The organism is Halobacteriovorax sp. RT-2-3 (genome assembly GCF_047085075.1).
Taxonomy (GTDB): domain Bacteria; phylum Bdellovibrionota; class Bacteriovoracia; order Bacteriovoracales; family Bacteriovoracaceae; genus Halobacteriovorax_A.
In genome coordinates this window covers 479,964-502,354 of the sequence record NZ_JBKIYF010000002.1, presented here as the reverse complement: position 1 = coordinate 502,354, position 22,391 = coordinate 479,964, and the positions used below count along the sequence as shown (strand labels likewise).

22 protein-coding genes are annotated in these 22,391 nt (G+C 36.8%); 16 read left to right on the top strand and 6 right to left on the bottom strand.

Features of this window, described 5'->3' with window-relative positions; translation table 11 throughout:
* Positions 1-6: 6 nt before the first annotated feature.
* The gene (locus ACMAYX_RS08220) at positions 7-984 is read right to left on the bottom strand and encodes a DHH family phosphoesterase (protein ID WP_103219220.1); all 978 of its coding nucleotides are present in this window, start codon (positions 982-984) and stop codon (positions 7-9) included.
* A 110-nt stretch (positions 985-1,094) separates the two neighbouring features.
* Between ACMAYX_RS08220 and ACMAYX_RS08215 the strand changes: the two genes are divergently transcribed.
* The 10 genes from ACMAYX_RS08215 to ACMAYX_RS08170 all read left to right on the top strand — a co-directional run bounded on the left by ACMAYX_RS08215 (position 1,095) and on the right by ACMAYX_RS08170 (position 9,633).
* The gene (locus ACMAYX_RS08215) at positions 1,095-2,003 is read left to right on the top strand and encodes an ABC transporter ATP-binding protein (RefSeq protein ID WP_412470275.1); all 909 of its coding nucleotides are present in this window, start codon (positions 1,095-1,097) and stop codon (positions 2,001-2,003) included.
* Positions 1,996-2,748: an ABC transporter permease gene (locus ACMAYX_RS08210; RefSeq protein WP_412470274.1), complete on the top strand. Its 753-nt coding sequence runs from the start codon at positions 1,996-1,998 to the stop codon at positions 2,746-2,748. The genes ACMAYX_RS08215 and ACMAYX_RS08210 overlap by 8 nt, the downstream gene beginning before the upstream one ends.
* Positions 2,745-4,256 carry a Gldg family protein gene (locus ACMAYX_RS08205; protein ID WP_412471762.1) on the top strand — a complete coding sequence of 504 codons (1,512 nt, stop codon included), beginning with the start codon at positions 2,745-2,747 and terminating at the stop codon, positions 4,254-4,256. The genes ACMAYX_RS08210 and ACMAYX_RS08205 overlap by 4 nt, the downstream gene beginning before the upstream one ends.
* Positions 4,256-4,804, top strand: coding sequence for a hypothetical protein (locus ACMAYX_RS08200; RefSeq protein ID WP_412471238.1), 549 nt, complete (start codon positions 4,256-4,258; stop codon positions 4,802-4,804). The genes ACMAYX_RS08205 and ACMAYX_RS08200 overlap by 1 nt, the downstream gene beginning before the upstream one ends.
* 47 nt (positions 4,805-4,851) lie before the next feature.
* Complete coding sequence (locus ACMAYX_RS08195; RefSeq protein WP_103219225.1) at positions 4,852-5,523, top strand: hypothetical protein; 672 nt, start codon at positions 4,852-4,854, stop codon at positions 5,521-5,523.
* Between the two features lie 132 nt (positions 5,524-5,655).
* Positions 5,656-6,318 (top strand): thymidine kinase, encoded by a 663-nt coding sequence (locus ACMAYX_RS08190; protein WP_103219226.1) that lies wholly within the window; start codon positions 5,656-5,658, stop codon positions 6,316-6,318.
* Complete coding sequence (locus ACMAYX_RS08185) at positions 6,302-7,117, top strand: uracil phosphoribosyltransferase (protein ID WP_103219227.1); 816 nt, start codon at positions 6,302-6,304, stop codon at positions 7,115-7,117. The genes ACMAYX_RS08190 and ACMAYX_RS08185 overlap by 17 nt, the downstream gene beginning before the upstream one ends.
* A gap of 17 nt (positions 7,118-7,134) precedes the next feature.
* Positions 7,135-7,647 carry a hypoxanthine phosphoribosyltransferase gene (hpt, locus tag ACMAYX_RS08180; RefSeq protein WP_412471237.1) on the top strand — a complete coding sequence of 171 codons (513 nt, stop codon included), beginning with the start codon at positions 7,135-7,137 and terminating at the stop codon, positions 7,645-7,647.
* Positions 7,640-8,662, top strand: a complete 1,023-nt coding sequence (locus ACMAYX_RS08175) for a hypothetical protein (protein ID WP_158246952.1) — start codon at positions 7,640-7,642, stop codon at positions 8,660-8,662. Before hpt ends, ACMAYX_RS08175 begins: the two co-directional genes overlap by 8 nt.
* Positions 8,659-9,633 carry a hypothetical protein gene (locus tag ACMAYX_RS08170; RefSeq protein ID WP_103219230.1) on the top strand — a complete coding sequence of 325 codons (975 nt, stop codon included), beginning with the start codon at positions 8,659-8,661 and terminating at the stop codon, positions 9,631-9,633. The genes ACMAYX_RS08175 and ACMAYX_RS08170 overlap by 4 nt, the downstream gene beginning before the upstream one ends.
* Here ACMAYX_RS08170 and ACMAYX_RS08165 read toward each other — a convergent pair.
* Positions 9,602-10,111, bottom strand: coding sequence for a hypothetical protein (locus ACMAYX_RS08165; RefSeq protein ID WP_392993051.1), 510 nt, complete (start codon positions 10,109-10,111; stop codon positions 9,602-9,604). The two genes, ACMAYX_RS08170 and ACMAYX_RS08165, sit on opposite strands and share 32 nt — an antisense overlap.
* 23 nt (positions 10,112-10,134) lie before the next feature.
* Between ACMAYX_RS08165 and ACMAYX_RS08160 the strand changes: the two genes are divergently transcribed.
* The 5 genes from ACMAYX_RS08160 to smpB are packed head-to-tail and all read left to right on the top strand — an operon-like array spanning position 10,135 to position 14,849.
* Entirely contained in the window at positions 10,135-11,073 is a 939-nt protein-coding gene (locus tag ACMAYX_RS08160) for a calcium/sodium antiporter (protein ID WP_103219232.1), read from the top strand.
* Between the two features lie 51 nt (positions 11,074-11,124).
* Positions 11,125-12,459 (top strand): HD domain-containing phosphohydrolase, encoded by a 1,335-nt coding sequence (locus ACMAYX_RS08155; protein WP_392993047.1) that lies wholly within the window; start codon positions 11,125-11,127, stop codon positions 12,457-12,459.
* A gap of 45 nt (positions 12,460-12,504) precedes the next feature.
* Positions 12,505-13,587, top strand: coding sequence for a tRNA (adenosine(37)-N6)-threonylcarbamoyltransferase complex transferase subunit TsaD (gene tsaD, locus ACMAYX_RS08150; protein ID WP_158246953.1), 1,083 nt, complete (start codon positions 12,505-12,507; stop codon positions 13,585-13,587).
* 2 nt (positions 13,588-13,589) lie between these two features.
* Positions 13,590-14,396, top strand: coding sequence for a 16S rRNA (adenine(1518)-N(6)/adenine(1519)-N(6))-dimethyltransferase RsmA (gene rsmA / locus ACMAYX_RS08145; protein WP_392993045.1), 807 nt, complete (start codon positions 13,590-13,592; stop codon positions 14,394-14,396).
* Between the two features lie 3 nt (positions 14,397-14,399).
* Complete coding sequence (smpB, locus tag ACMAYX_RS08140) at positions 14,400-14,849, top strand: SsrA-binding protein SmpB (RefSeq protein ID WP_103219236.1); 450 nt, start codon at positions 14,400-14,402, stop codon at positions 14,847-14,849.
* A gap of 24 nt (positions 14,850-14,873) precedes the next feature.
* Here smpB and ACMAYX_RS08135 read toward each other — a convergent pair whose 3' ends face one another.
* From ACMAYX_RS08135 to pal, 4 genes are read right to left on the bottom strand one after another with little or no spacing between them, the layout of a single operon-like run.
* Positions 14,874-16,478 carry a multiheme c-type cytochrome gene (locus tag ACMAYX_RS08135; protein ID WP_412471763.1) on the bottom strand — a complete coding sequence of 535 codons (1,605 nt, stop codon included), beginning with the start codon at positions 16,476-16,478 and terminating at the stop codon, positions 14,874-14,876.
* A gap of 8 nt (positions 16,479-16,486) precedes the next feature.
* The gene (locus tag ACMAYX_RS08130; protein WP_103219238.1) at positions 16,487-17,272 is read right to left on the bottom strand and encodes a tetratricopeptide repeat protein; all 786 of its coding nucleotides are present in this window, start codon (positions 17,270-17,272) and stop codon (positions 16,487-16,489) included.
* Between the two features lie 24 nt (positions 17,273-17,296).
* Positions 17,297-17,608 (bottom strand): DUF4398 domain-containing protein, encoded by a 312-nt coding sequence (locus tag ACMAYX_RS08125; RefSeq protein WP_103219239.1) that lies wholly within the window; start codon positions 17,606-17,608, stop codon positions 17,297-17,299.
* A 10-nt stretch (positions 17,609-17,618) separates the two neighbouring features.
* Complete coding sequence (gene pal, locus ACMAYX_RS08120) at positions 17,619-18,110, bottom strand: peptidoglycan-associated lipoprotein Pal (protein ID WP_103219240.1); 492 nt, start codon at positions 18,108-18,110, stop codon at positions 17,619-17,621.
* 520 nt (positions 18,111-18,630) lie between these two features.
* Here pal and ACMAYX_RS08115 point away from each other — a divergent pair.
* Positions 18,631-22,305, top strand: a complete 3,675-nt coding sequence (locus ACMAYX_RS08115) for a hypothetical protein (RefSeq protein ID WP_412471764.1) — start codon at positions 18,631-18,633, stop codon at positions 22,303-22,305.
* The last annotated feature ends 86 nt before the right edge of the window (positions 22,306-22,391 follow it).

Below are 22,391 nucleotides of genomic sequence, written 5' to 3'. Positions count from 1 at the left end.
GTCTACTTACTCAATCATTAATTCAATTTTTTCAATCACCTCAGGAATGACCTTTGCAAGGTTTCCATCAATGATTGTAGCTGCTGAGTGGTTGTGTCCACCACCACCAAGGGCCTGGGCAATCACGCCAACGTCAACTGTTTGATTGACTGAGCGAAATGAGATCTTAACTTTGTCACCAACTTCTCTAAACATACAAGCAACTTCAATACCTTCAAGAATGAGTAGGTGATTGATAAAGCCGTGAGTGTCTTCAGTTTCACAACCAAAGCTTTCAATCTCTTCTTCTGTTAGAGAAATCCAAGCAACCTTGCCATTAGGACTCATTTGACAAGAGGATAGAACCTTTCCTATGAGCTTCATGTATTCAACTTGTTTAACACCGTTGATTTGATTAAATGCTTGAGGAGGAGAAATTCCAGTATCCATAAGTTTTGCAACAATACGATGCGTATTACCTGTTACAGTAGGATAGCGGAATGAGCTTGTGTCGATAATAATTGAAGTATAAAGGGCCAAGGCCATTTTCTTATCAAATTTTACACCAAGCGCCTCAATTAACTCGCCAACTAATTCTCCTGTTGCAGCCTTTGAAGAATCGACACAGTGGATGGCCGCAATTTCTTTTGGGCAAGGGTGGTGATCGATAAATAGAAGCTCGCTTGATTTTAAAACAAGCTCTTGAACGTTCTTTCCGATGCGAGGAAGAGCGTTAGTATCTGTTACGATAAATAAATCAATTTTATCAAAGTAGTCTTTTGAATCATTGTAATTTGTAATCACTCCATCTGGATCTAGGTAGCGATAGCGATCGAATAATTTTTCTTCATTAATGCAGATTGCATTCTTCCCAAGCTTTCTTAAGGCCATGCAAAGGGCAATCTCACTTCCGATACCATCGGCGTCTGGAAAGATGTGAGTTGTAATAACAATATTATTAGCTTTTTCAATAAGCTTCTTGAAGCGTTCTACATTTCTGGTCATATTTATCCTAGTCGGCAGAGTTAGGTAAATGATTAAATTTTAAGACTTTTCTTATTGTTTCATTTTTTGCTAGGATTTTAAAGAAGGATTTTTAATTAAGGACTTATGGAATGAGTGACAATAACCTTGTAGAGTTGTCGGACATTAGAAAAACATTTCCTGGTAAAGATGTTCTCAAAGGGGTGAATCTCACAATTGGTCGCAAAGGAGTTTTAGGATTCCTTGGACCAAATGGTGCAGGTAAGTCGACTCTAATGAAAATCATCCTTGAAGAACAGGAGTATACGGGGGGAAGTCTCGTTAAAGATAGCGAACTAACGATTGGCTACCTTCCTGAAGAGCCAGCGCTCTATCGCCATATGTGTGTTAGGCCATTTCTAAAATTCGTCCAAGAAATTTATCAAGTTGAAGAAAATATCTATTCAATCGAAGAAGTTATTGAGAAGTGCGGACTTAAAGAAGTTGCTCATCAAAGAATTGAGAATTTATCTAAAGGTTATAAACAAAAAGTAGGGATTGCTGCTGCAATTTGCCACAATCCAAAGCTTCTTGTGCTAGATGAACCACTTGTTGGGCTTGACCCACATGCCATTATTCAAATTAAGGATGTGATTAAGGATCTTTCAAAAGATCACACGATCTTCATTTCTTCTCATCAGTTAAGTGATCTTGCTTCGATTTGTGATGATATTGCAATCCTTAATGAAGGTATCATTGTTGCTCATGGGCCTATAGGTGATATTGAAAAGCAGCTTGAAGTTGATCAAAGAGTTGAAGTTGAGTTTGAATCAGTTGATGAAAATAAGCTTCAAGGCCTAAAAGAGATGGGAATAAGCTTTATTAAAAAGAATGATATTTATGAGTTTAGCGGACAAACACAAGACAGTGATTTAAGAATTACGCTATCTAAATATTTTGCTCAAAATGATTTAGCTATTTTATCGCAGCAAAATATTAAGGTAGGACTTGAGGATATCTTTAAAAAGCTAACAGCAAAAAAGGAGGGAACTCATGAATAAGAAGCTTCCTCTGTTTAAAGGTATTAAGTTGATTTATAAGAAAGAAATTAGCGAAAGCTTTTCTTCTCCAATTATTTATATCTTTGCGGCCATCTCAAATTTTATTATGTCTGCAATCTTTTACAATAATCTACAAATGGCACCGCAATTAACAAATAAGACAATAGTGGACTTTGTTATTGCACCGACATTTTCAGCACTTAATTTTATTCTTCTCTTCTTTGCTCCAATGCTAACGATGGGAGCCTTTGTGAAGGAGAAGAGAGAAAATACTTTTGGGCTTTTAAAGCTTTCAAATTTAACTGACGATTCAATCTTCTTTGCAAAGTATTTTGCAGCTGCAACGAAGCTCGTCTTTATTACTTTACCTATTTTTATACTTCCTCTTTTCTTAGCGCCAAAAGGCTTTAACGACTTTGCCATTTTATTTACAAATATGCTGGGAATTTATGGACTAGGGCTTTGTTACTTAATTGTTGGGCTTAACGCTTCATTATTAAGTCGCTCTTATATTGCATCCATTGTTATTTCATTTGGTGCACTTTTTTCTTTCTTAATTATTTATGCAAGCTCGAATGTTATTGATAATGAGATGATTCAGGCCATGATGAGATACTTTAGTTTTAGCTCACATATCTTCTATTTCGCTAGAGGAGCTGTTTCTAGCTTTGACTTAGTTTATATCCTTTCTTTCGTTGGCTTCTTTAGCTTTATTGGTATTCGAAACTTGGGAGTTAGAAAATGAAGAAAATTACCCTAAGCCTCTGTGCCATTTTTTATCTTATTGCTTGTTTTCTATTTCTTATAATTCCTGAGCATATTTTTTTAGTTGGCGCGACATTTATCATTGCTCTTTGTTTAACTCTTCTAACTTTTTACTTTCATCTTGAAGAAGTTAAAAATTTTGTTAAGAGTACATTTGGAAAAAATCTTCTATCAAACTTTACTGCCTTCTTTCTAATATTTTGTATCCTTGCAGTATTAAACCTAATTGTTTTTAAACGAGGACCAATCTGGGACTTAAGTAAAAGACAATTAAATACTCTTTCTGAACTAACAATTAAAACTGTTAAGAAGATTGATGATAAGGTTGAAATGGTGGTCTTTTCTAATAAAGAATCAAAGAATGCTATTCTTTCACTACTTGAACTTTATAAAAATCAAAATCCTTCACTTGTGACTAAGTTTTATGATCCTGAGTTAAGGCCAGATATGATTGCTCAATATGGAGTGACAGTTTCTCCTTCAATTGTATTAGCAAAACAAGATGGACAAGAACTTAAGAAAGTTGTGGTGACTCGTATTCTTGAGTTAGGAATTACTAATGGTCTCATTCGACTTGAAAGAGATAAGGATCCAACTATTTGTTTTAATTATAATGCGAAATTTCAAGATAGTTCTGATAATGGTTTTACAGGACTATTACATGTTCTTAAGCAGTCGGCTTATCGTTTAAATGTAGTTGATCTTTTAAAAGCAAATGAAATTCCCAAGTCTTGTGATGTCTTTACGATTCTTGAGCCAACAAATGATTTCTCAAAAGAAGAAATCTCAAAACTAGAAAATTACTACTTCGATGGTGGTCGAGTTTTTGCAGCGATTATGCCGAATTTCCACGGAGAAAAGCTGGCAAATATAAAGAAATTCTTTTCGGATAACGGACTTAATATTGCAAATGACATCGTGATGGATCCTGTTAATGGACTTGAGTCATCAAAAGGGACTGCGCCGATTATTTCTCGCTACGATTCTTTAAATATCAATTCAGACTTTACTGAGAGAGTTTTCTTTCCGCTTGTTTCGTCCATAACTTCAACTCTACCACAAGAAGAGAAGGGAAGTTTCCACGCCCTGGCAACCTCGACGCCTGAAGGCTGGGCAGAGAAGAAGATGATTTCTGTTATCGCTGGGGATGTAAAAAAAGATAGTGAGGATATTGAAGGACCTATTGATATGGCCGCGGCCATTACAAGAGATGGAGTTCCTGCAATTGTTGCTATTGGAAACTCTGCCTTTATTTCAAATAAGTTCTTTAGTTATCAAAGTAATTTTAAATATGTATCAAATCTTTATCACTGGTTATCAGGTCAAGGACAACTGACTTCTCTACACTCAGTCGTATTTAAAGAAATTCCACTTTTAGTTTCAGATATTGAAAAGAAAGTGATTTTTTATTTCTCTATTGTTGTTCTGCCTCTTGTTTATCTTGTGATCGCTCTAGTTTTTTACCAGAGAAGGAAGTTTGCAGCTTAATGAAGAATCGTTATCTCTTTGTCATATTAGTTCTTTCTATTTTTGCAGCGTATTTCTTAGTTGAAAAAGATGAGCAAAAGGAAGTTGCCTTAATAACTCAGAAAAGAAATATTCTTAGCTTCTCTACTTATGGAAAGATTAAATCTATTACTGTTGCTGGAAATACAATTGAGATAAAAGAAGCAATTGAAGATAATCTTAACCTTTTCTATGATGAATTACAGAAGCTGAAAGTTGATCGCATCCTTGAAAGTGATGAAGTAGACGAGAATCTTTTAAAATTTGATGGGGCAGAGACTATCACATTTAATTTTACTAGCGGAAAAGTTGTCAGCTTCTTAGTGGGAAAGAAGATTGAATTAAATCAGTCTTTTTATATGGCCGTAATTGATGGACAAAAGTCGACATGGCTTATTGCTCGCTTCGAAACAGCTTTTCCAGCAGATGCTAACGATAAGAATCGCGATCGCTCAAGTATTCCTTATGAGAAATTTCGTGAAGTTTTACAAACACCTAAAGAGTTTTTTTATACTAAACTTAAAGAGTAGGTCATTGCCTAGTTTCAATTTATGAGGAACTCGATTAAAATAGAGACGTGCTAGAAATATATATTCAATACATTAAATTTCTTCTTTATCCGAAACTTGTGAACTCTAATATAGCTCACCACAGGTTAGAGATAGAACGCATCAAAGAAGCGAGGCTTTTTGAGATCGTTAAAGAGGAGAGTGAGCGTGGAGTTAATTTAAAGTTTGCAGACTTCGCTCTAGCTTCATGGCCCTTTGTTTTCATTTATGGACTATACTCTCTTGCACAAATTCATATTGGAATAAATCTTGCGGGGAAAATGGCCGAAGATGGTTTCTTGCCAGCAATCTTTTCTTCAAGTGAATTTCAACAGAAGCTTTTTCTCTTTTCGACACTTTTCAAAGTCGTCTTCTTTCCACTTTCTGCTTGGGTATTTGTTAAGTTTTGGCGTTTAATTATCACAATGTTTGCAAGTCTATTCGATAAAGATCTAAAGGATATTGAGTTAGAAGATGTGATAGCAGGTGCGTTAGTTGGGAATTTCTTCTTAATCATCCCAATTTTTGGAGATTTTTTAAAATTTATTTCTCAAGTGATCTACTTGTACTTTGGACTGCGTTATAATCTGCAATTCTCATTTGTGCAGAGCTTCTTCATCCTTATGTCTCCGTTATTACTCATCGTGGGCTTCATGCTCTTTATGGTGATGTACCTAACGCTCATGATAAGCTTTATTTAGTCTTTACGCGTTGAGCGCATTGCCTTCCTTTTTTGAAAGAAGATGTAAGTGGCCTAAAACTGGCCCGGCCGTCATAATAGAATTTAGAGACACAACACAAAAAAAATCTGACATTAAGAGGAGTTTAAGTCAATGTACGCAAGTCACGCACACGCAACTGGTGGCATTGAAGTCGTATGCGGCCCAATGTTTTCTGGAAAAACGGAAGAACTTATCCGTCGAGTAACTAGAGCACAAATTGCTCGTCAAAAAGTTCAAATTTTCAAGCCTGTTATTGATGATCGCTATCACAAGACAAATGTCGTAAGTCACTCGTCACGTCATGTGGAAGCTGAGCCTGTCAAAGACGCAGTTGAAATCTTACAGAAGGTTTATGATTCAACTCGTATCGTGGCAATTGATGAGGTTCAATTCTTTGATGCAACAATTATCAAAGTTGTTTCAAAGTTAGCACGTCGTGGTATTCGCGTTATCTGTGCTGGTCTTGATCAAGATTTCAAATCAAAGCCATTTGGTCCAATGCCTGAGCTTTTATGTATTGCTGATGATGTTATGAAGATTCAAGCGATTTGTACTGTTTGTGGCGCACCTGCTTCGAAGTCTTACAGACTACCATCTGACAATAATAAAACAGTATTAGTAGGTGAGGCCGATCTTTACGAAGCTCGTTGTCGTGCTCACTTCGATTACTACGAAGAAGATGAAGATGTTAAGGCATTTTCGATTTCACTTGGAGGCCTAAAAGAGGTAAACTCTAATGGCGAGGTGAAATTGAACAATGAAAACACAATCTAAAAATTCGAACCAATATAAAATTAGTCAAATCGAACATAAGTATGGAGAGAATGTTTTTATTCTCTCCAATCCTCTTGCTGAAAGTTTACTTGCACGCTTCTCAAGCGAAGGTGTTATTCAGCCAGAATTAAATCACTTAATTCATAAACTCTATTTCATTTTATTAGAATCTGTTTTAGGAAACTCGTTTCCTAAAGAAGTCGTGGAAGTGCGCTCTCGTATGGCCGGATTAACAGAGAAGGCCATCTTTAAACAAGAGGTGATAAAAAGGGAACAGCCAGTTCTTTGTGTAGACCTTGCTCGCGCGGGAACTTTTCCAAGTCATATCTGTTTTGAGAATTTAAATTACTTTTTAAATCCTGAACTAATTCGCCAAGACCATTTCTATGTTCAGCGCAAAGTCGATGAGAATGAGCAGGTCATTGGTGTTGATGTTTCGGGCTCAAAAATTGGTGGTGGCCAAGAAAATGCAATTGTTCTGCTTCCTGATCCAATGGGAGCAACTGGTGGCTCAATGTCGTTTGCCGTTGGTCATTATAAAGACAAAGTTAAAGGGCGTGCACTTAAGTATATTTCACTTAATCTTATCGTAACTCCTGAGTATATTAAGAGAATGCAAAAAGATCATCCAGATGTTGAAATCTATGCTCTTAGACTTGATCGTGGGCTATCTCCAGATCATGTTCTTAAAACAATTCCTGGAACACTGTGGGATGAAGAAGTTGGGCTTACTGGAAAGCAATATATTGTTCCGGGCGCAGGTGGCGTTGGGGAAATTTTAAATAATTCATTTGTATAGGAATTGGGGAAGAATTCATGGCAATCGAAACTTATTTTTCTGAAGAGAAAATTAACGAAAGAATCAAAGAGCTTGCAACTAAGATTGATTCAGACTTTCAAGGTGAGGAAGTTGTGATCATTGGCGTGCTTAACGGAGCCTTCGTTTTTGTGGCCGATCTAATTCGCCAAATGAGTTCTCCTGTATATTTTGACTTCATTGGAGCAAGTTCTTACAAAGGGACTGAAAGTACTGGAAAGGTTTCCATTACAAAAGATATTAAAGTCGATATCAAAGATAAGAATGTTATTCTTGTTGAAGATATCGTGGACACAGGTCTTACAATTAGTGAGCTAACGAAAATATTAAAAGAAAGAGGACCTAAGACAATTAAGCTAGCGACTCTTTTACATAAGAAAGTAAAAACACAACACGAAGTTCAAATTGATTACCTCGGCTTTGAAATTGAGGATAAATTTGTTATCGGCTATGGGCTTGACTTTGATGGCCGCTACCGAGAGCTTCCGTTTATTGGAATTTATAATGGATAATATGATTGCCAAGGCCGAAGGATCGGTTCGCGTTGACCTTCTTGGTGGAACTCTTGATATTGTTCCACTAAATCAGGTCTTAAGACATACAATTACTCTTAATCTTGCAACTTCTCTTAAGGCCAAGGTTAAGGTTGAAGAAATAGAATTTGAGGGTGTTGAGTTTGTTTCAGTTGATTACGATTCGGTAACAAGACACTCTAGCGTAGAATTCACATACGAAGACTTTGATAGTGATACATTTGGAGCTTTATCTTTTCTAGCCCAAATTCTTCATCACTTTAAATTAACTAGTGGTATTCGTTTAACGACAGAGTCTGGTTCTCCTCCGGGGGCAGGCCTTGGTGGTTCGTCTTCTATGGGAGTAACTGTTTATAAGGCCCTGTGTGACTATTGTGGAGTTGAGTTTCATCGCCAAACTGCGATTAATACAGTTCAAAATATTGAGGCCAAGATTTTAAATAAGGGCCCTTGTGGGTATCAGGATTATTATCCTGCTCTTTATGGTGGCGTACTTGCTCTAAAGGCGACAAATAGTTGTATTGAAGTTGAGCAGCTCTACAATGAAGAATTTAAGAGCTTTGTGGAGTCACACTTAACACTTGTGTATTCAGGACAACTTAGACTTTCGGCCATTAATAATTGGCAAGTTTATAAAGACTTCTTTGATAATCAAAATGGTGTAAGAGAAGGGCTTGGAAAAATTCGTGATTTAACTTTTAGCGCATACAATGCAATTCGAAATGGTGAGTACGATGACTTTCTTGGAATGCTTTGCCAAGAGGGTGCGCAAAGAGAAAAGCTATTTTCGGGTATTGTTACAGATGATATGCGAGATATTTATAATAAACTTCGTGAAAAAGACTTGGTTATTGGAATGAAGGTTTGTGGAGCTGGCGGAGGCGGATGTTTCTTACTGGCACATGGCCCTCAGCATAAGTCCCAGGTTTTAAAAGAACTAGCACGTGTAAAAGATATGCAAGTGTTAGAGTTTAGTGTTGAGAAACCGCTATGAATTTAAGCTTCAATCGTGTTGCAGGACTATCAATGAAAGGTGGACGAAGAGATAATTTCTTCTTCTGTCTTCTTGATCATCACGAGGGAAGCGGACGCTGGTTTTTAAAATCAATTCTACATGTAAAAGATGAAGTTCGTGATGAAGACGTTGAAGATGGTGATGATATCCTCAATCAGTGGATAGATAAGTATAATCTTAAGCACGTAATTATCGACTTTCCATTATCGAAGCCTCCTTGTCATAACTGTGACCTTAAGTGTCCAGGTGTTGCAAAATGCCCCGTTGGCGATGTGAAGCAGGTTCGTGAAGATATTGCATCGATCTTAGAGATGGATCGAAAGATGGAAGAGGAAAATCCAAAAGAGTATGAGCGAAGGAGAAATTTTGAAGACCTCACTCATTTTGATCGCGATACATTTGTAAAAGAGTCTAATGATTTCATGCTTTCGAAGTCTTTTAAGAGAAGATTAAAGAAAGGCTTTATTCCTTACTGGAATCGCTCTCTTGATTTTTGGATATGGTGCTCTTATCACGATCAGCTATTAGAGCTCTTCAATACAACTTTTGATTCATTTGGAAATACATCTCTTATGATGCTTTCACGCTTCTCATATATGAAGAGACACTTTCCTGAAGAGTGCCAATTCTATGAAGGACATGTAAACCTCATTCTATTAGAGCTTCTAAAGAGTCGCATTGTCCTTAAAAAAAATATCGTCAATTTAACGGATCTTGATCTTGGAGTTGAGGCACGCCTTGATATCGTTAAAAAGATTGAGAATAAATTGGGAATCTTTATTTACGATAATGATCTTGAAGTTATTGTAAAAAATGTAAGGGCCTTTGACTCATTCTTACTTGCAGTTTGTGGATTGCAAAAAGCAAAGGGACAAGCTCGCAGTATGCCAGATTGGACTCTTCCTCACTTAACAAATTTTATTCTTCCTTCATTTGATCCACGTGCTTAAAGCCTAGTGCATTAAATAAAAGTAAAACCCCTGGAATCATAAACATGGCCACTCTTGGAGTATCAAGATTGAAGAGCGCTATAGAGATCATAAGCACGCCACCTGTCCATGAATAGAGTTTGATATAACTCTGTGCAAACTTTTTATTATAGAGGCGAAAGATATAAATAATTAGGTGAATAATTAAGTAGACACAAATAATTGAGATCACCGTATGGACCATTAATTGGATAACTTGATCTTGAAAGTGAGGATCTTTTATTCCATTTGCAATATTCGGATCAACAAGCCTTAGTGATTGATAAGCAATCTTAAAGCTTTCTCGATAGGTTTGCGGATTTGCGTAAACTAAATAAAGATAAAAAGCGACAAAAGCATCTGCAATCATACATGTCGAAATACTTAGAAATTTGAATTTCTTTTTGCTAAACTTAGAAAAAATATTTTTTAGAAATGAAGAGTTATTTGAATTAGTCATAAGCTAATTATTGGAAATAAAATATGGTTTTACAAGTTGTGTTATTAATTCTTGCTATTGTTATGCTTTACTATGGTGCAGAGTTCGCTCTGGAGTCAGCTGAAAAGATTGGACTTGCTCTAGGGTTATCACCACTTGTTATCGGTTTATTAATTGTGGGCTTTGGGACTTCGCTTCCAGAATTCTTCGTTTCTCAACTTGCAAGTTATCGCGGTGAGCCGGGAATTGCTCTGGGAAATATTGTCGGCTCTAATATTGCCAACCTTTTTCTTATTCTTGGTGTATCTGGATTAATGGGACGTCTTTTCATCTCTGGAACAGAAATCAAGAAACAACTTCTTCTACACCTAGCACTTACAGTAATTCTTGGGATCGTTCTTCTACAAGATCAAATCTACTGGTGGGGAAGTGCTCTACTAATTGGTTTTATGCTTTTCTATCTATGGGACACATTTGCTTCGATGAAAAAAGAGCGTGCTCACCTAGGTAATCAAGAACAGCCTCATCACATGGATGAGAAAATAGGGCCAAAAGAAATCATTCACCTTTTTGCTGGCTTTGCCCTTTTATATGGAGGGGGAGAGTTACTGGTTAAAAGTGGAACAGCCGTTGCTCTTGAGTTTGGAATTTCAAATTATGTTATTTCAGCAATCTTCGTCGCCTTTGGTACTTCGTTCCCTGAACTGGTTACGGCAATCATGACAAGTCGTAAGGGAAAGAACTCGGATATCATTACAGGAAATATTATCGGTTCAAATATTTTCAATGCGGCTTTTGTTTTAGGTAGTTTAGTGTTCTATAAAATCAAGATTGCGGAAAACTTTATACCGGAGATGTCCGCTCTACTATTTGCTTCACTATTTTTACTAGCAATCTGTTTTGCAAAAAGGGCCTTTTACCGCATCGCTGGTGGAGTTTTCCTGGCCTGCTATATTGCCATGGTCCTATACTGGGTTCGTTAAAGCACAAAGTTCCTTCTAGTTTATAAACATGGAAGTGTTAAAATAACTCCTATGAGCTTTAACGTACTAGTGGCCGAACCAGATTTTGAACTAAGTGATATTTATGTCTTGGGTATTGAAAATGCATTTCAAGGTGTAAATGTCATTCGTGTTTCAAACTTTCGCGAATTAAAATTAAAGCTTCAATCATCAAAAGATTATAAATTAATTGTCACAGACTATTTTAGAGAAGGTGATGATGATATCTTCTCATTCTATGATTCAATTGATTGTAATATCCCATCTCTTGTCATTACTTCATACACTGAAGCAGAGTTTGTTAACTTTGAAAGAGATGTAACTTATCATAAGAAAAGAGAACATCTACCAAAGCCATTTTCATTTGTTAAATTTGAAAAGCTTCTAACTCAATTAGGTGGTGTTTCTACTTTTGTTCAATCAAGTAGTGCATATAAGAAAATTAATACAGAGTACTTCTTAAGAGGAACTCTGGCCATTTGTGATACATACGTAAAGCTTAGTGACTCTAAATTCGTAAAGGTTATTCACCGCGGAGACACATTTACGATTTCACAAATTGAGAGCTATCTTGATCGCGATATTAACTACCTCTATATCAACAAAGACGATATCGATGAGTACGTTAAGAAAGCAGGGGAGGTTTCATTTTTAAAGTATGATCCTTCAACTCCAGCAGAGCATCTAGATATAGCTCAAAAGTCCATGATGACTCTAAAGCGCCTCGTTGGCCGCTATGGAATTAGCACAGGAACATCTACTGTTGTTGATAGCTATGTTTCAAATATTTCAAAACTTGCGCAGGGAAGTCCAAAACTTCGAAACCTTTTAAAAGAGCGCGAGAATATGACAAATTATCTCTACGATCATTGTTATCTAACAAGCCTCTTTGCCGTTGAAATTTCAAAGCAACTAGAGTGGGGGAAGAAAGATAATATTGAAACTCTTATTCGAACAGCTGTCTTTCATGATCTTCTACTTGAAGATGAGGCCCTTGCTCGTATTTCGTCACAAGAAGAATTACTTAAGGCCGAGCTTACAGATTATGATAAGAACCTTGTCCTTGGGCACGGGCGCTTAATTAGTGAGATGCTTGAGAAGGAAGGGCTGGCAGATCAGAATATGTATGAGATTCTGATTAACCACCACGAAAGGCCAGATGGGTCCGGATTTCCTCGTGGACTTTATGCGAATCAGATTAAGCCACTAACGGCCGTCTTTATTGTTGCCCATGAACTTGCTAAGCAAATTGAGCTTCGAAACTACAATCTCGACGAAAGCCGTACTATTTATCAGTACTTAGCGGATAATTTCGGACGCGATCACTTTGAAAAAATCATCAAAATTGTCGATAAAATCTTAAAATAATGATAGGGTGCATCTTATTATTTAATCGTAAGAACGGAATATTTCGTGGCCACTAAATATATTTTAGGTATTGAAACAAGTTGTGATGATACATCAGTAGCAGTTCTAAAGGGAGATCCTGATAAGATTTCTCAAGGTGAAGTGCCTGAGGTGTTGGCCTTTGAGCTATTTTCTCAAGAACAAATGCTCGCCCAATGGGGTGGAGTTGTTCCAGAAATTGCCTCTCGAAATCATCTTGAAAAATTAGCACCTCTTATCAAGCAAACAATTGGTAAGGCCGGTGTAAACCTTTCTGATATTGATCTTGTTGGTGTGACGACTTTCCCTGGACTGCTAGGGCCATTACTTACAGGACTTAATGCTGCTAAGACAATTTCTCTTTTAAAGAAAGTTGATCTCTTTGCAGTAAACCATCTCTTTGCTCACCTGGAAGCAATCCACTTAACAGAAAAAGTCTCATATCCATACTTAGGACTTCTCGTAAGTGGAGGCCACAGCCTCTACACACTTGTGAGCGCAAGTGATGAGATTGAAGTTCTTGGCTCAACAATTGATGACGCTGCTGGTGAAGCATATGACAAAGGTGGAAAGCTAATGGGGCTAGGCTATCCTGCTGGTCGCATTATTGATGATCTTGCAAAAGAAGGTGATATTAATCGCTTTGAGTTTCCAATTGGGCTTAAGACATCAAAAGATTGCAACCTAAGCTTCTCTGGTGTGAAGACATCTTTAAGAACCTTCCTCGATAAGAATCCTCAGTACCTTGTAAAGTCGCCAGAAGATATTAATCAAGATACAAAAGATATTTGTGCTTCTTATCAGCATGCTATCGTTTCAGCTCTTAAACTTAAGCTACGTTATGCACTTGAAGCTGCAAAAGAGAAGGGATTTAATAATCTTCCAATTGTTGTTGGTGGTGGAGTTGCTTGTAATAGCTATCTTAGAAAAGTGTTGCAAGAAAAGTATAAGCAGGTACATTTTGTACAGCCGAAATTTTGTACCGACAATGGTGCAATGATCGCTAATTATGCTTTTAGAAACTATAATAGTCGTATCCAGTATCCTGATACACTGAGTATCGATGCCAGATCACGATTTATTAATAAGAAAGAACATAGGAAGGCCTAATCATGGAAGAATCAAAATCAAAACTACCTTGGGCCAATAAAGAACTCGGTCAGCACTTTTTAAATAATCAAAATATTATTACTAAAATTACAGATGATTATGCAGATGTTGCAAAGAATATCATCGAAGTTGGACCTGGTCCTGGAATCCTAACAAAGCATCTTGCTGCTCATGATGGCAATCTTAACGTTGTTGAAATGGATACTCGTATGATCGAATATCTTGGACCAATCGTTAAAGAAGAAAATATTCTTTTCACAGATGCCCTTGCGCTAGATTTTGATCAATTTATTAGCGATAAGAATATTAGTGACGAGTTATGGCTGGTTTCAAACCTACCATACAATATCTCGACACCACTTCTTTTAAAATTTCTTCAAACACCAGCAATTAAGTATATGACGCTGATGTTTCAAAAAGAAGTTGCTGATAAGGTTTTTGCCTTTGCTTCAAAGAAGAATTTCATGGGGTCTTTAATGGCCCTATCACAAACATATTTTAAGACATCTTTGCTTGTAAAAGCGCCTCCAGGTGCCTTTACACCTCCGCCAAAGGTTGACTCTGCTGTAATTAGCTTTGAGCGCCTGGAGAGTCCAGTGATTCCTCTGTCTGAATTTAGTAAATTTGAGAAATTCTTAAGAGCTGTCTTTCAATTTAAGAGAAAACAGCTTGGAAAAGTTCTTAAAACTTATGCTCCAGCAGATAAGATTGCCGAGGCCCTGGCCAAAATCAATCAGCCTTTGACAGTTAGAGCAGAAGCGCTAAAATTAGAGGACCTTCAAAATTTATATAAGTATCTAAATGAGTAAATAATGGGAAAGAAAATAATCGCCAAAAATAAAAGAGCAAAGTTCGACTATCAAATACTTGAACTTTACGAAGCAGGAATGATGTTAGTGGGAACTGAGGTTAAGTCTTTGCGCGCTGGAAAAGTCTCAATTGGTGAGTCCCATATTACAATTGATAAGAACGGCGAAGTTTGGGCCAATAATATCAAAATCCCTGAATACGAATTTGGAAATCAATTCAATCACGAAGAGGCGAGAAAGAGAAAACTTCTTTTAAATGAGAAGGAAATTGCTGAAATCGCTCACCGCGTGAAGGCCGAAAGGCTTACGATTGTTCCAACGATCATCTATTTTAAAGGCTCACGTGTTAAGCTTGAAATTGCTCTTGCAAAAGGGAAGAAGCTTCATGATAAGAGATCTGATCAGCAGAAAAAAGATGTTGAGAAGAAGCTAAGAAAAGGGGACTATCAGTAAGAAACTGAAGTCCCCGTCGTATTTTTAGTGTGTCATTTTTTGATACATTTTATCGAAGTACTCGTCATTTACTCCAGAATAAATTCCATCGCGATCTTTCTTATACCACTCTGGTGATTGGTCACTAGTGTGACAACCAAGACATTTATTCTTAATGGCCGCTTTTGTATGGGCCTTTTTTTGTGTCTCATCTTCAATGGCAAATGGGTGATCTGTTACCATCGAGTGGCAGTTTAGACACTGAACATTAGCAAATGAGTGCTCCACATTGTGTTTCTCATTGGCCTTATCCCATGCAACGCGAATTGATTTTATTTTTTTAGGATCAAGCTTGCGAACAGAAGCAACACCACTAAAGGCCTTTGATACATCCTGCCAGTACTTTTGTTTGTGAGCATTAAATTTGGCATCACTTGTTTTTAAATCTTTAAAGTGCACGATATCGTTGTGGTTGATATAGCCACCTTCTTCATTCATTCCAAGAGAGTGACACTGCATACAGCTCGTTTTATTCTCTTCTTTGGCAATCATAAGAGTTCCAAAAGAAATCGCGTGAGGTGTCTTGGCCCAGTGATCACCTTGATCTGAGTGACACTCAAGACAGCTTTTTGTATCGGCAAGCTTTTTAATACTACTATCAGCAAAGCTTAGGCTTTTTTGTTCTTTATCGCGAATGCTATCAAGCTCTTGTTTGTGATTATTGATGTAGCTTGTAAAAGGGTTATTTGGAATCCTCTCTCCCAACTGCTCACGCATTTCATGGTAAGAGAATTCTTTTTCAATTTTTTCAGTCCCTGCAGAGAAGGCGACTTCTCCGATATAGTGGTTCTTTGAGAGAACTTGAACGATTTGTGTTGTACCAACGTCAATAGAGTAATTTGTAAAACTTTGTGAGTGTGAACCAATTATCCAATCGATCATCGGGTATGTTTCAGCAAATTTCTTATCGTAATCAAGTCCAGCATGGGACATAAGAACTAGTTTATGGAGTGGGTTTTTATCATCAAAGCCAGCTTCTTTAAGCGTTGTTAATGTATTTTTAAAGTTTTTAACTGGATTGATAAATAGATCTCTAAACTCTGATTGCAAGCTTCCGGCCGCCACGATTCCTGTTAGAAAGATTGTGCTCTTTCCAAATTGAATCTTTGCATATTCTTGGTGGGGTAGGGACTTCTTATCAGCAAGGTTTGAAACGAGAACTTTAAAACTTACTTGTGAAAGTACTTCTTTGTAGAAATCAAGTCCAGCAGCTAGATCCTGATCTCCTGGGATTGTGTATTTAAGCCCAAGTTTATCTAATCCTTTTGCAAGTGATAAGGCCGCAAATTTCTGAGACTTTTCAATATGGCCAGGAACAACTGATGAAGGAAAGAGCATATCACCAGTGTCAATATAGAGGTATTGATGATCCTTTTTAAAATCACTCATAAAGCCTGCAACTTGCGGAAGACCTCCTAATGGAAATTGGCGGCATCCACATGGGTGAGTCTCTCCTGAAATTGAGTGAGAGAAGAGGATTGAAAATTTTGGTCCTTCAATTTTTAACTCTTCACTATCGCGATCCAGGTCAATAATACTTTGACACGAAAGTGCGAAAGTTAAGCTTAGGAGTCCTAAAATTTTTTTCATGCTATTCCTTATTTTTTGTAGCTTGCTAATAACTTTTTAGCAGTAGGGACGTGGCGACTTTTTGGGAATGACTTAAGCATCTCCTCAAGTGTCACAACTGCTTGTTCGGCTTGGCCTTGTCTTTTAAAAGTTCTGGCCAAATAAACTAGTCCATTAGCATTGTAAGCAGACGAAGGCATTGATGTATAAAGAGTTGAAAAGTATGTGACAGCATCGTCATTTCTTTTTTGGATATACGAGATCATTCCTAGATTGTGAATGATACGACCTCTTCTTTTACCTTTGATTTTATTTTCATTATAGAGTTTTTCAAGAATAGGACGAGCTTCGCTGTATTTACCTTTTCCATAAAGAAACATGGCCTGATCATAAGGTGAGCGACTTTTTGCTTTCGCTATCTCTTTTCTTTCAGTTTCTTTTTTTTTTAGGAGTGCTAATACTTCCTTGATGAACTTATCTTGTTCTTCAATCTTAGCTGTAAGCTTTGTTACCTCATCAGTTAAGACAGTATTCTGTTCTTCTAGTTTTAGAAGTTTTTGATCAACTGTTTCTAGCTTTTGATCCTTACCGTTTGTGTACTCTTCAAGTTGTCCTTGAAATTGAAGAACGCTATCTTGTAGCTCTTGTACTTTTGAGAGTGAATCAGCATTAAGCTTTTGATTCTGTTGCATTTGCACAGACATCGTATTGATCTTTTGTTCGCGCTCAATTTGTTCTTGTGTTTTACAAGATGTCATTGAAGCACCCATTAAAATTGTTAATGTAATCGTTGTAAGTAGGGAAGGTTTCTTCATGAGAAATTCTCCGAATAAGATATATTAAATGCTATCGAGAGTTTTCTTACGATATGCCTTGAACTCGGCCTTTTCTGAGAATTGCTTAGATAGAATGGCGTACTTCTTAGCTTTGTTAAAGAATTTTCTCTTGTAGCTTGATTTTGCTTTTAAGTAGTAGAATTCGGCTTTTCGGTAAAGGTTAGGGGCGAGTGTTTGTCCGCCAGCTTCCTTGGCCGCAAGGAAAGCAACCTGTGCATAAGTCATTTCTAACTTCGGGCGTACGGTCGTTAGACCGCAGCTACCCAAAGATAGAAGTAAAATTAAAAATGTGATTTTATTTTTTAATTCTTTCATTTTTTTAAGATTACTTAGCAATAATTACGAAGTTTCCTCTTCTGTTTTGTGACCAAGAATCTTCATTGTGACCAAATGAAATTGGTCTTTCTTTACCGTAAGAAGTAGTAGAGATTCTTGAAGCATCAACACCAAGAGCTACTAGGTAGTTCTTAATTGCACGTGCACGGTTTTCACCAAGTGCCATGTTGTACTCACGTCCACCTCTTTCATCAGCGTGACCTTCTACTTGTACTTCAACAGAAGTATTTCCTTTAAGGAAGTCAGCGTTTGCTTCAAGAGTTGCTTTAGTTGATGAGCTAAGTCCTGATGAATTAAATGCAAAATAAACAGTTCTTAGTGCACCAGCTTTACCTGAATCTGAGTCACCATTCACTTCAAGAGAAGCATTGCTGTAATCAACAGATTCTACAGAAGTTGTGTCATCAGTTTTTGATGATGAACCACATGAAGTCATAACTAGTGCAGAACCTAAAAGTAATAGTGTAAAAAGCTTTTTCATTTGTTCCCCCTTTCCATTTTATGTAGAGATTTTATTGTTATCTGGAAAATAGCTATACCTATAAAGTATATAATAAATTTAGGTGTTTAGATACCGGCAGAAAAGGAGATTTCACTAGAGTAATTTGCTCGGGTTATTAAAAACCCATACTTGATTGACTTTATCTTTTGAAAAATGTCTTTTTCCAAAATAAGGAAATCTTCAAATAATTGCCAAGTATTTAAGTAAAGAAAAAGTAAAGTTTAACAAGAGCTATTTACAATGTGATTCGCTCAAAATAATGTTTATTTGAGGTTATTGAAAAGTCCTTATCTTGTGTGTAAAAGCCTGGCCGCCGTCTTTTCCTGTCTCTGCTTAAGTTGCGGCCAGGCATTTTTCAATCCTCAAATTTATAATTAAATCTCAAGTTGCTTTAATACTCCTCACAAAATTTAGATGCACTGAGACTGTTGGTAATACCAATGGGCGGTTTTTTGTGCATAAAGTTAGTCTTTTGAACTTTTAGAAGAAGGGGAGAAATATGAATACAATTGGAATTAGTAAAAAATTAGTTATTTTATCACTTATGGCCGTTGCTTCACATGCAACATTACCTGATGAAATTGATTATCAAAAGTATTCGAAGCTTTATGATACTTCGAAGGCCCAAAGCCATTCAGCGATGTTTAAAGTAGAAGAGCTTAAAGCTGAAATTATGAAAATCGCTGAGCTTCTTGAAGTTAATACTCACGATGTTGAATTAACTCAGAAAATCGTTGCTGATGCGACTGCTATGATTGATCAATTAAGCGGGGAAAGCGAAATTCTCGAAGTTAACTTAAATGAGCTAGTTAGAGAACAGGGGCAAGTAGAAGAGCTCTTAGTTTCTGTAAAAAAGGAACTGAGTGAAGGTCAAGTCATCATTAGTAATAATGAGGCCATGCTTACATCTCTTAAAAAGAGTGTTGAACTTGAGCAGTCAATTCTAAAAGAAACAATCGCACAACTTGATGCTAATAGTCGTTTAGCTAAAGAGAATGAAGATCAACTTATCTCTTTAAAGGCAAGAGTTACTCTTTTAAGTAAGCAAACTGATAATAAGTCTGTTGAAGTGAAGAGCTTAACGAATGAGTACAGTAGTGTACTTAGTAAAGTCTCTAAGAATAAGAAGCAGCTCGATACTCTTTTACCAAAAGTTAGACCATTAGAATTAGAAATGGAAAAGCTTGATAATTTTGTTGCACGAAAAAGAGAAATCTTTCGTTCAGCAAAACTTAAGGCCGAAGAAATTAATATCGACTATAACGAGCAAACAAGTAATATTCGTCCTCTTTTAAGAAAGAGAGATACAATTCTTGCAAATCTTAGTGTTGAAAAGAAAGAATATTCTAAAACTCATGTTGCCCTCATTAAGTACCAAGAAATTATGGATACTGTTAAAGAAGAAGCAACTGCTCTTGAAGCTGAGATTGAAAGAATTGAAGCAGATCAAACGATTAAAAAACATGAATTAGAAAAGATCGAAATCGACTTACTACAGTTAGGTGATGATCAGACTTCTCAAAGAAAAGATTTACTAGCTAGAAAGTTACTCGTTGAAGGTGAAATTAAAGCATTAAATGATGATTTCCAAGCTGTTAAAAAGAAACTTTCAGTAGTTGAGTACAGGATTAAAGAAGGCGATTTAAAGCTAATGTTCCTTGAAAAACAATATATTAGTGCTGAGAAGAAACTAAGATATCAAGAGTCACTACTTGTCTCTGTTGATGAGAGGATTATTAGAACTGCTCCACGATTTAAACAAGTCGAAGCTGCTCTAGAAGAAGCTAAGTTAGAGTTAAAACGTTCTCAAGATGATCTTGGTGCATCGATCAATGATTATGAAGAAGTGAAGCATAAACTTACTGTTTTAAATGGTGAGATTAAAGTGCTTAGTGAAGAAGGTGCTGATCTTAGAAAGAAAGAGCTTCTTGCAAAGGATAAGCTAAGAGTTGCTCAAGTGTCTCTTAAAGAACTTAAAGAAGAGCATGTAAATACTCAAAATAAACTCGTTGAAACTGAAGTGAATTCAGGAAAGATCTCAAGAAATCAAACGACTCTTGAATCAAATCGTGACTTACATCAGAAGAAAATTTCAAGTCTTAATGACAAGATTTTTGAAACTAAAAAAATGTCTGAAGATACTGCTAAGAGAACAGAAGAGTTAAATATCATTGTTTCTGAAAAGACTAAGAGAAAATCTGAGCTTACAGATGAAATCATAACAACACGTTCTCGTCTTAGAACAAATTCTTCTGCTATCGTTGAAAATCAAGCGGAACTTAAGGCCGGTCAGGATTTCTTGGCCAAGCTAGAAAAAGAAAGTACAGAACTTCTTATGCGTAAGACTAAGAGTGAAGAAACTCTAATTGTCTCTGAAGCAAGAGCAGAAGAATTAGAGCAAAAAACTCAAGATGCTCGAATTAAGTTTGAAACTCGTCAAAACCTATTCAATGAGTATGTAAGTGAGTCTAAGGTTCTTGGACAAGTTGATGCTATTACTGATGGTGCAAGTATTGGTTCTGAAACAGCATCTGCAGATGCAACAGCGGATGCTAATAAGTACGGTGGTCTAAATGGTCAAAGCGTAGGAGAGTTAGATAGCTACCTTGTTGGTCTTGAAGAAGGACTTGAGCAAGGGAAGACTGATGGCTATGAGCAAGGTGTTAATTCAAAAGAAGATTACGACCTAGGACATAATGAAGGTTATGCAATAGGGCTTCAAAATGCCAAAAATATTGCTATGGAAGAAGACTTTCACACTGCGTTTACGCAAGCAAAAGAGCTTAAGATGTCAGTTCTTCCTGACAGTCATGTTGTTCTTGTTAATAAAGTACAAGAAAAAGCTTTCTTTATGGGTGCTGTGGAAATGCCATATCTTGCAGGCCTTGATGAGAACACATCTGATGATACTCATTCAGATCATGTTCCATTTGATCTTGGAAATTCAAAAGATACTTATGAGGAAGAAGTTACTCGTATCCAAGCTGAAATAGAATCTCTTACAAGTAATATTGAAGAGATCAAAGGAAGTGCTGAATACGTATATACAGCGCCAGCTAAGATTGCAGAAGGTAAGGCAGAGCTTCGTTGTCAAAAAGTATATAAAGCGGTTGCTGAGCTAAGGGCCATTTGTGAATCTTCTTATCATGAGCTTTACGGGCAAGAGTTCCTAGCTTCACATCGAAAGGTATACTTTGAAGAGTACGATCAACTCTTTGTCGATGCCAGAGAAGAAGCGAGAACTAACGATCATGCTGACACTCGTAAGATTGGTTTTGATCGTGGACACCGTTATGGATTTGGTGATGCGATGGTTGAAGGTAAGAACGTGGCCTTCGAAAATGGAAAGAAAGATGGAGCACTTTTAGCTGAAGAGGAAAATCTTGGAGAGCTACGCGAACAAATGGCAATGGAAGGAAAAGAGAAAGGAAACGCTCTTTTTGAAGAACAAGCTGTTGTAAGAGTTGATAAGTCGAGAGGGGCCATTTTAACAAGTGGAGATCCTAGAGGACTTGCTCAAGATAGTAACTTTGGAGTTGGACTTGGACTTGTAAACTTCGGAAAGATGGCAAGTGAGAAAGGCGCTATCTCTGCAAAGGTTATTTCTACAACTGATAACGTTGAAGTTTTCGATAAAAAGGTAAACCTTATTGATCTTCCAGCAGAAACTAAGATGGATCTAAAAGATGTGATTTTTGCGAAAATTGCAAATAATGCTCAACCAGGTTCTGAAGTAATTATGGATATTGAACTTACTTATCCAGGTGATAGCTTAAAAGATAAGTATACTGAAGTGACAACTTTCAAATCTGTTGTTCTTCCTAATCCTGACATTAGATATGCGGTTTCATTCGATGAAACTGTCGAGTACGGGAAGTGTTGGCTAGGATGTAAGTATAAAACTCACGATGTTAAGTTCCAACTTAAGGGAGTACGTGACAATATCCCTGGTGAATTTAATGTTAGATTAGAGGTTCTAGAAGGTGGTAAGTATATAGATTTAAAAGAATCAGCACTTACTCTTGGGGTTCCTGGGCAAGGTAAAATTGAGTCAGGAAAACTTTCTTACAAATTTAAAGAGAAGGCTTCTGGAAAAGAGTTAAAATTCAAATTTGAAGTCCTCTATAAGGGGAGCGTACTGCATACCAAAGTTTTCAATGTTAAAGTAAAGTAATGTCAAAAGGGCCCACTTAGTAAATAGGTGGGCCTTTTTGGCCTTTAGATCCTGTAAATATTTCAAATCACAATGTCATATTCTGA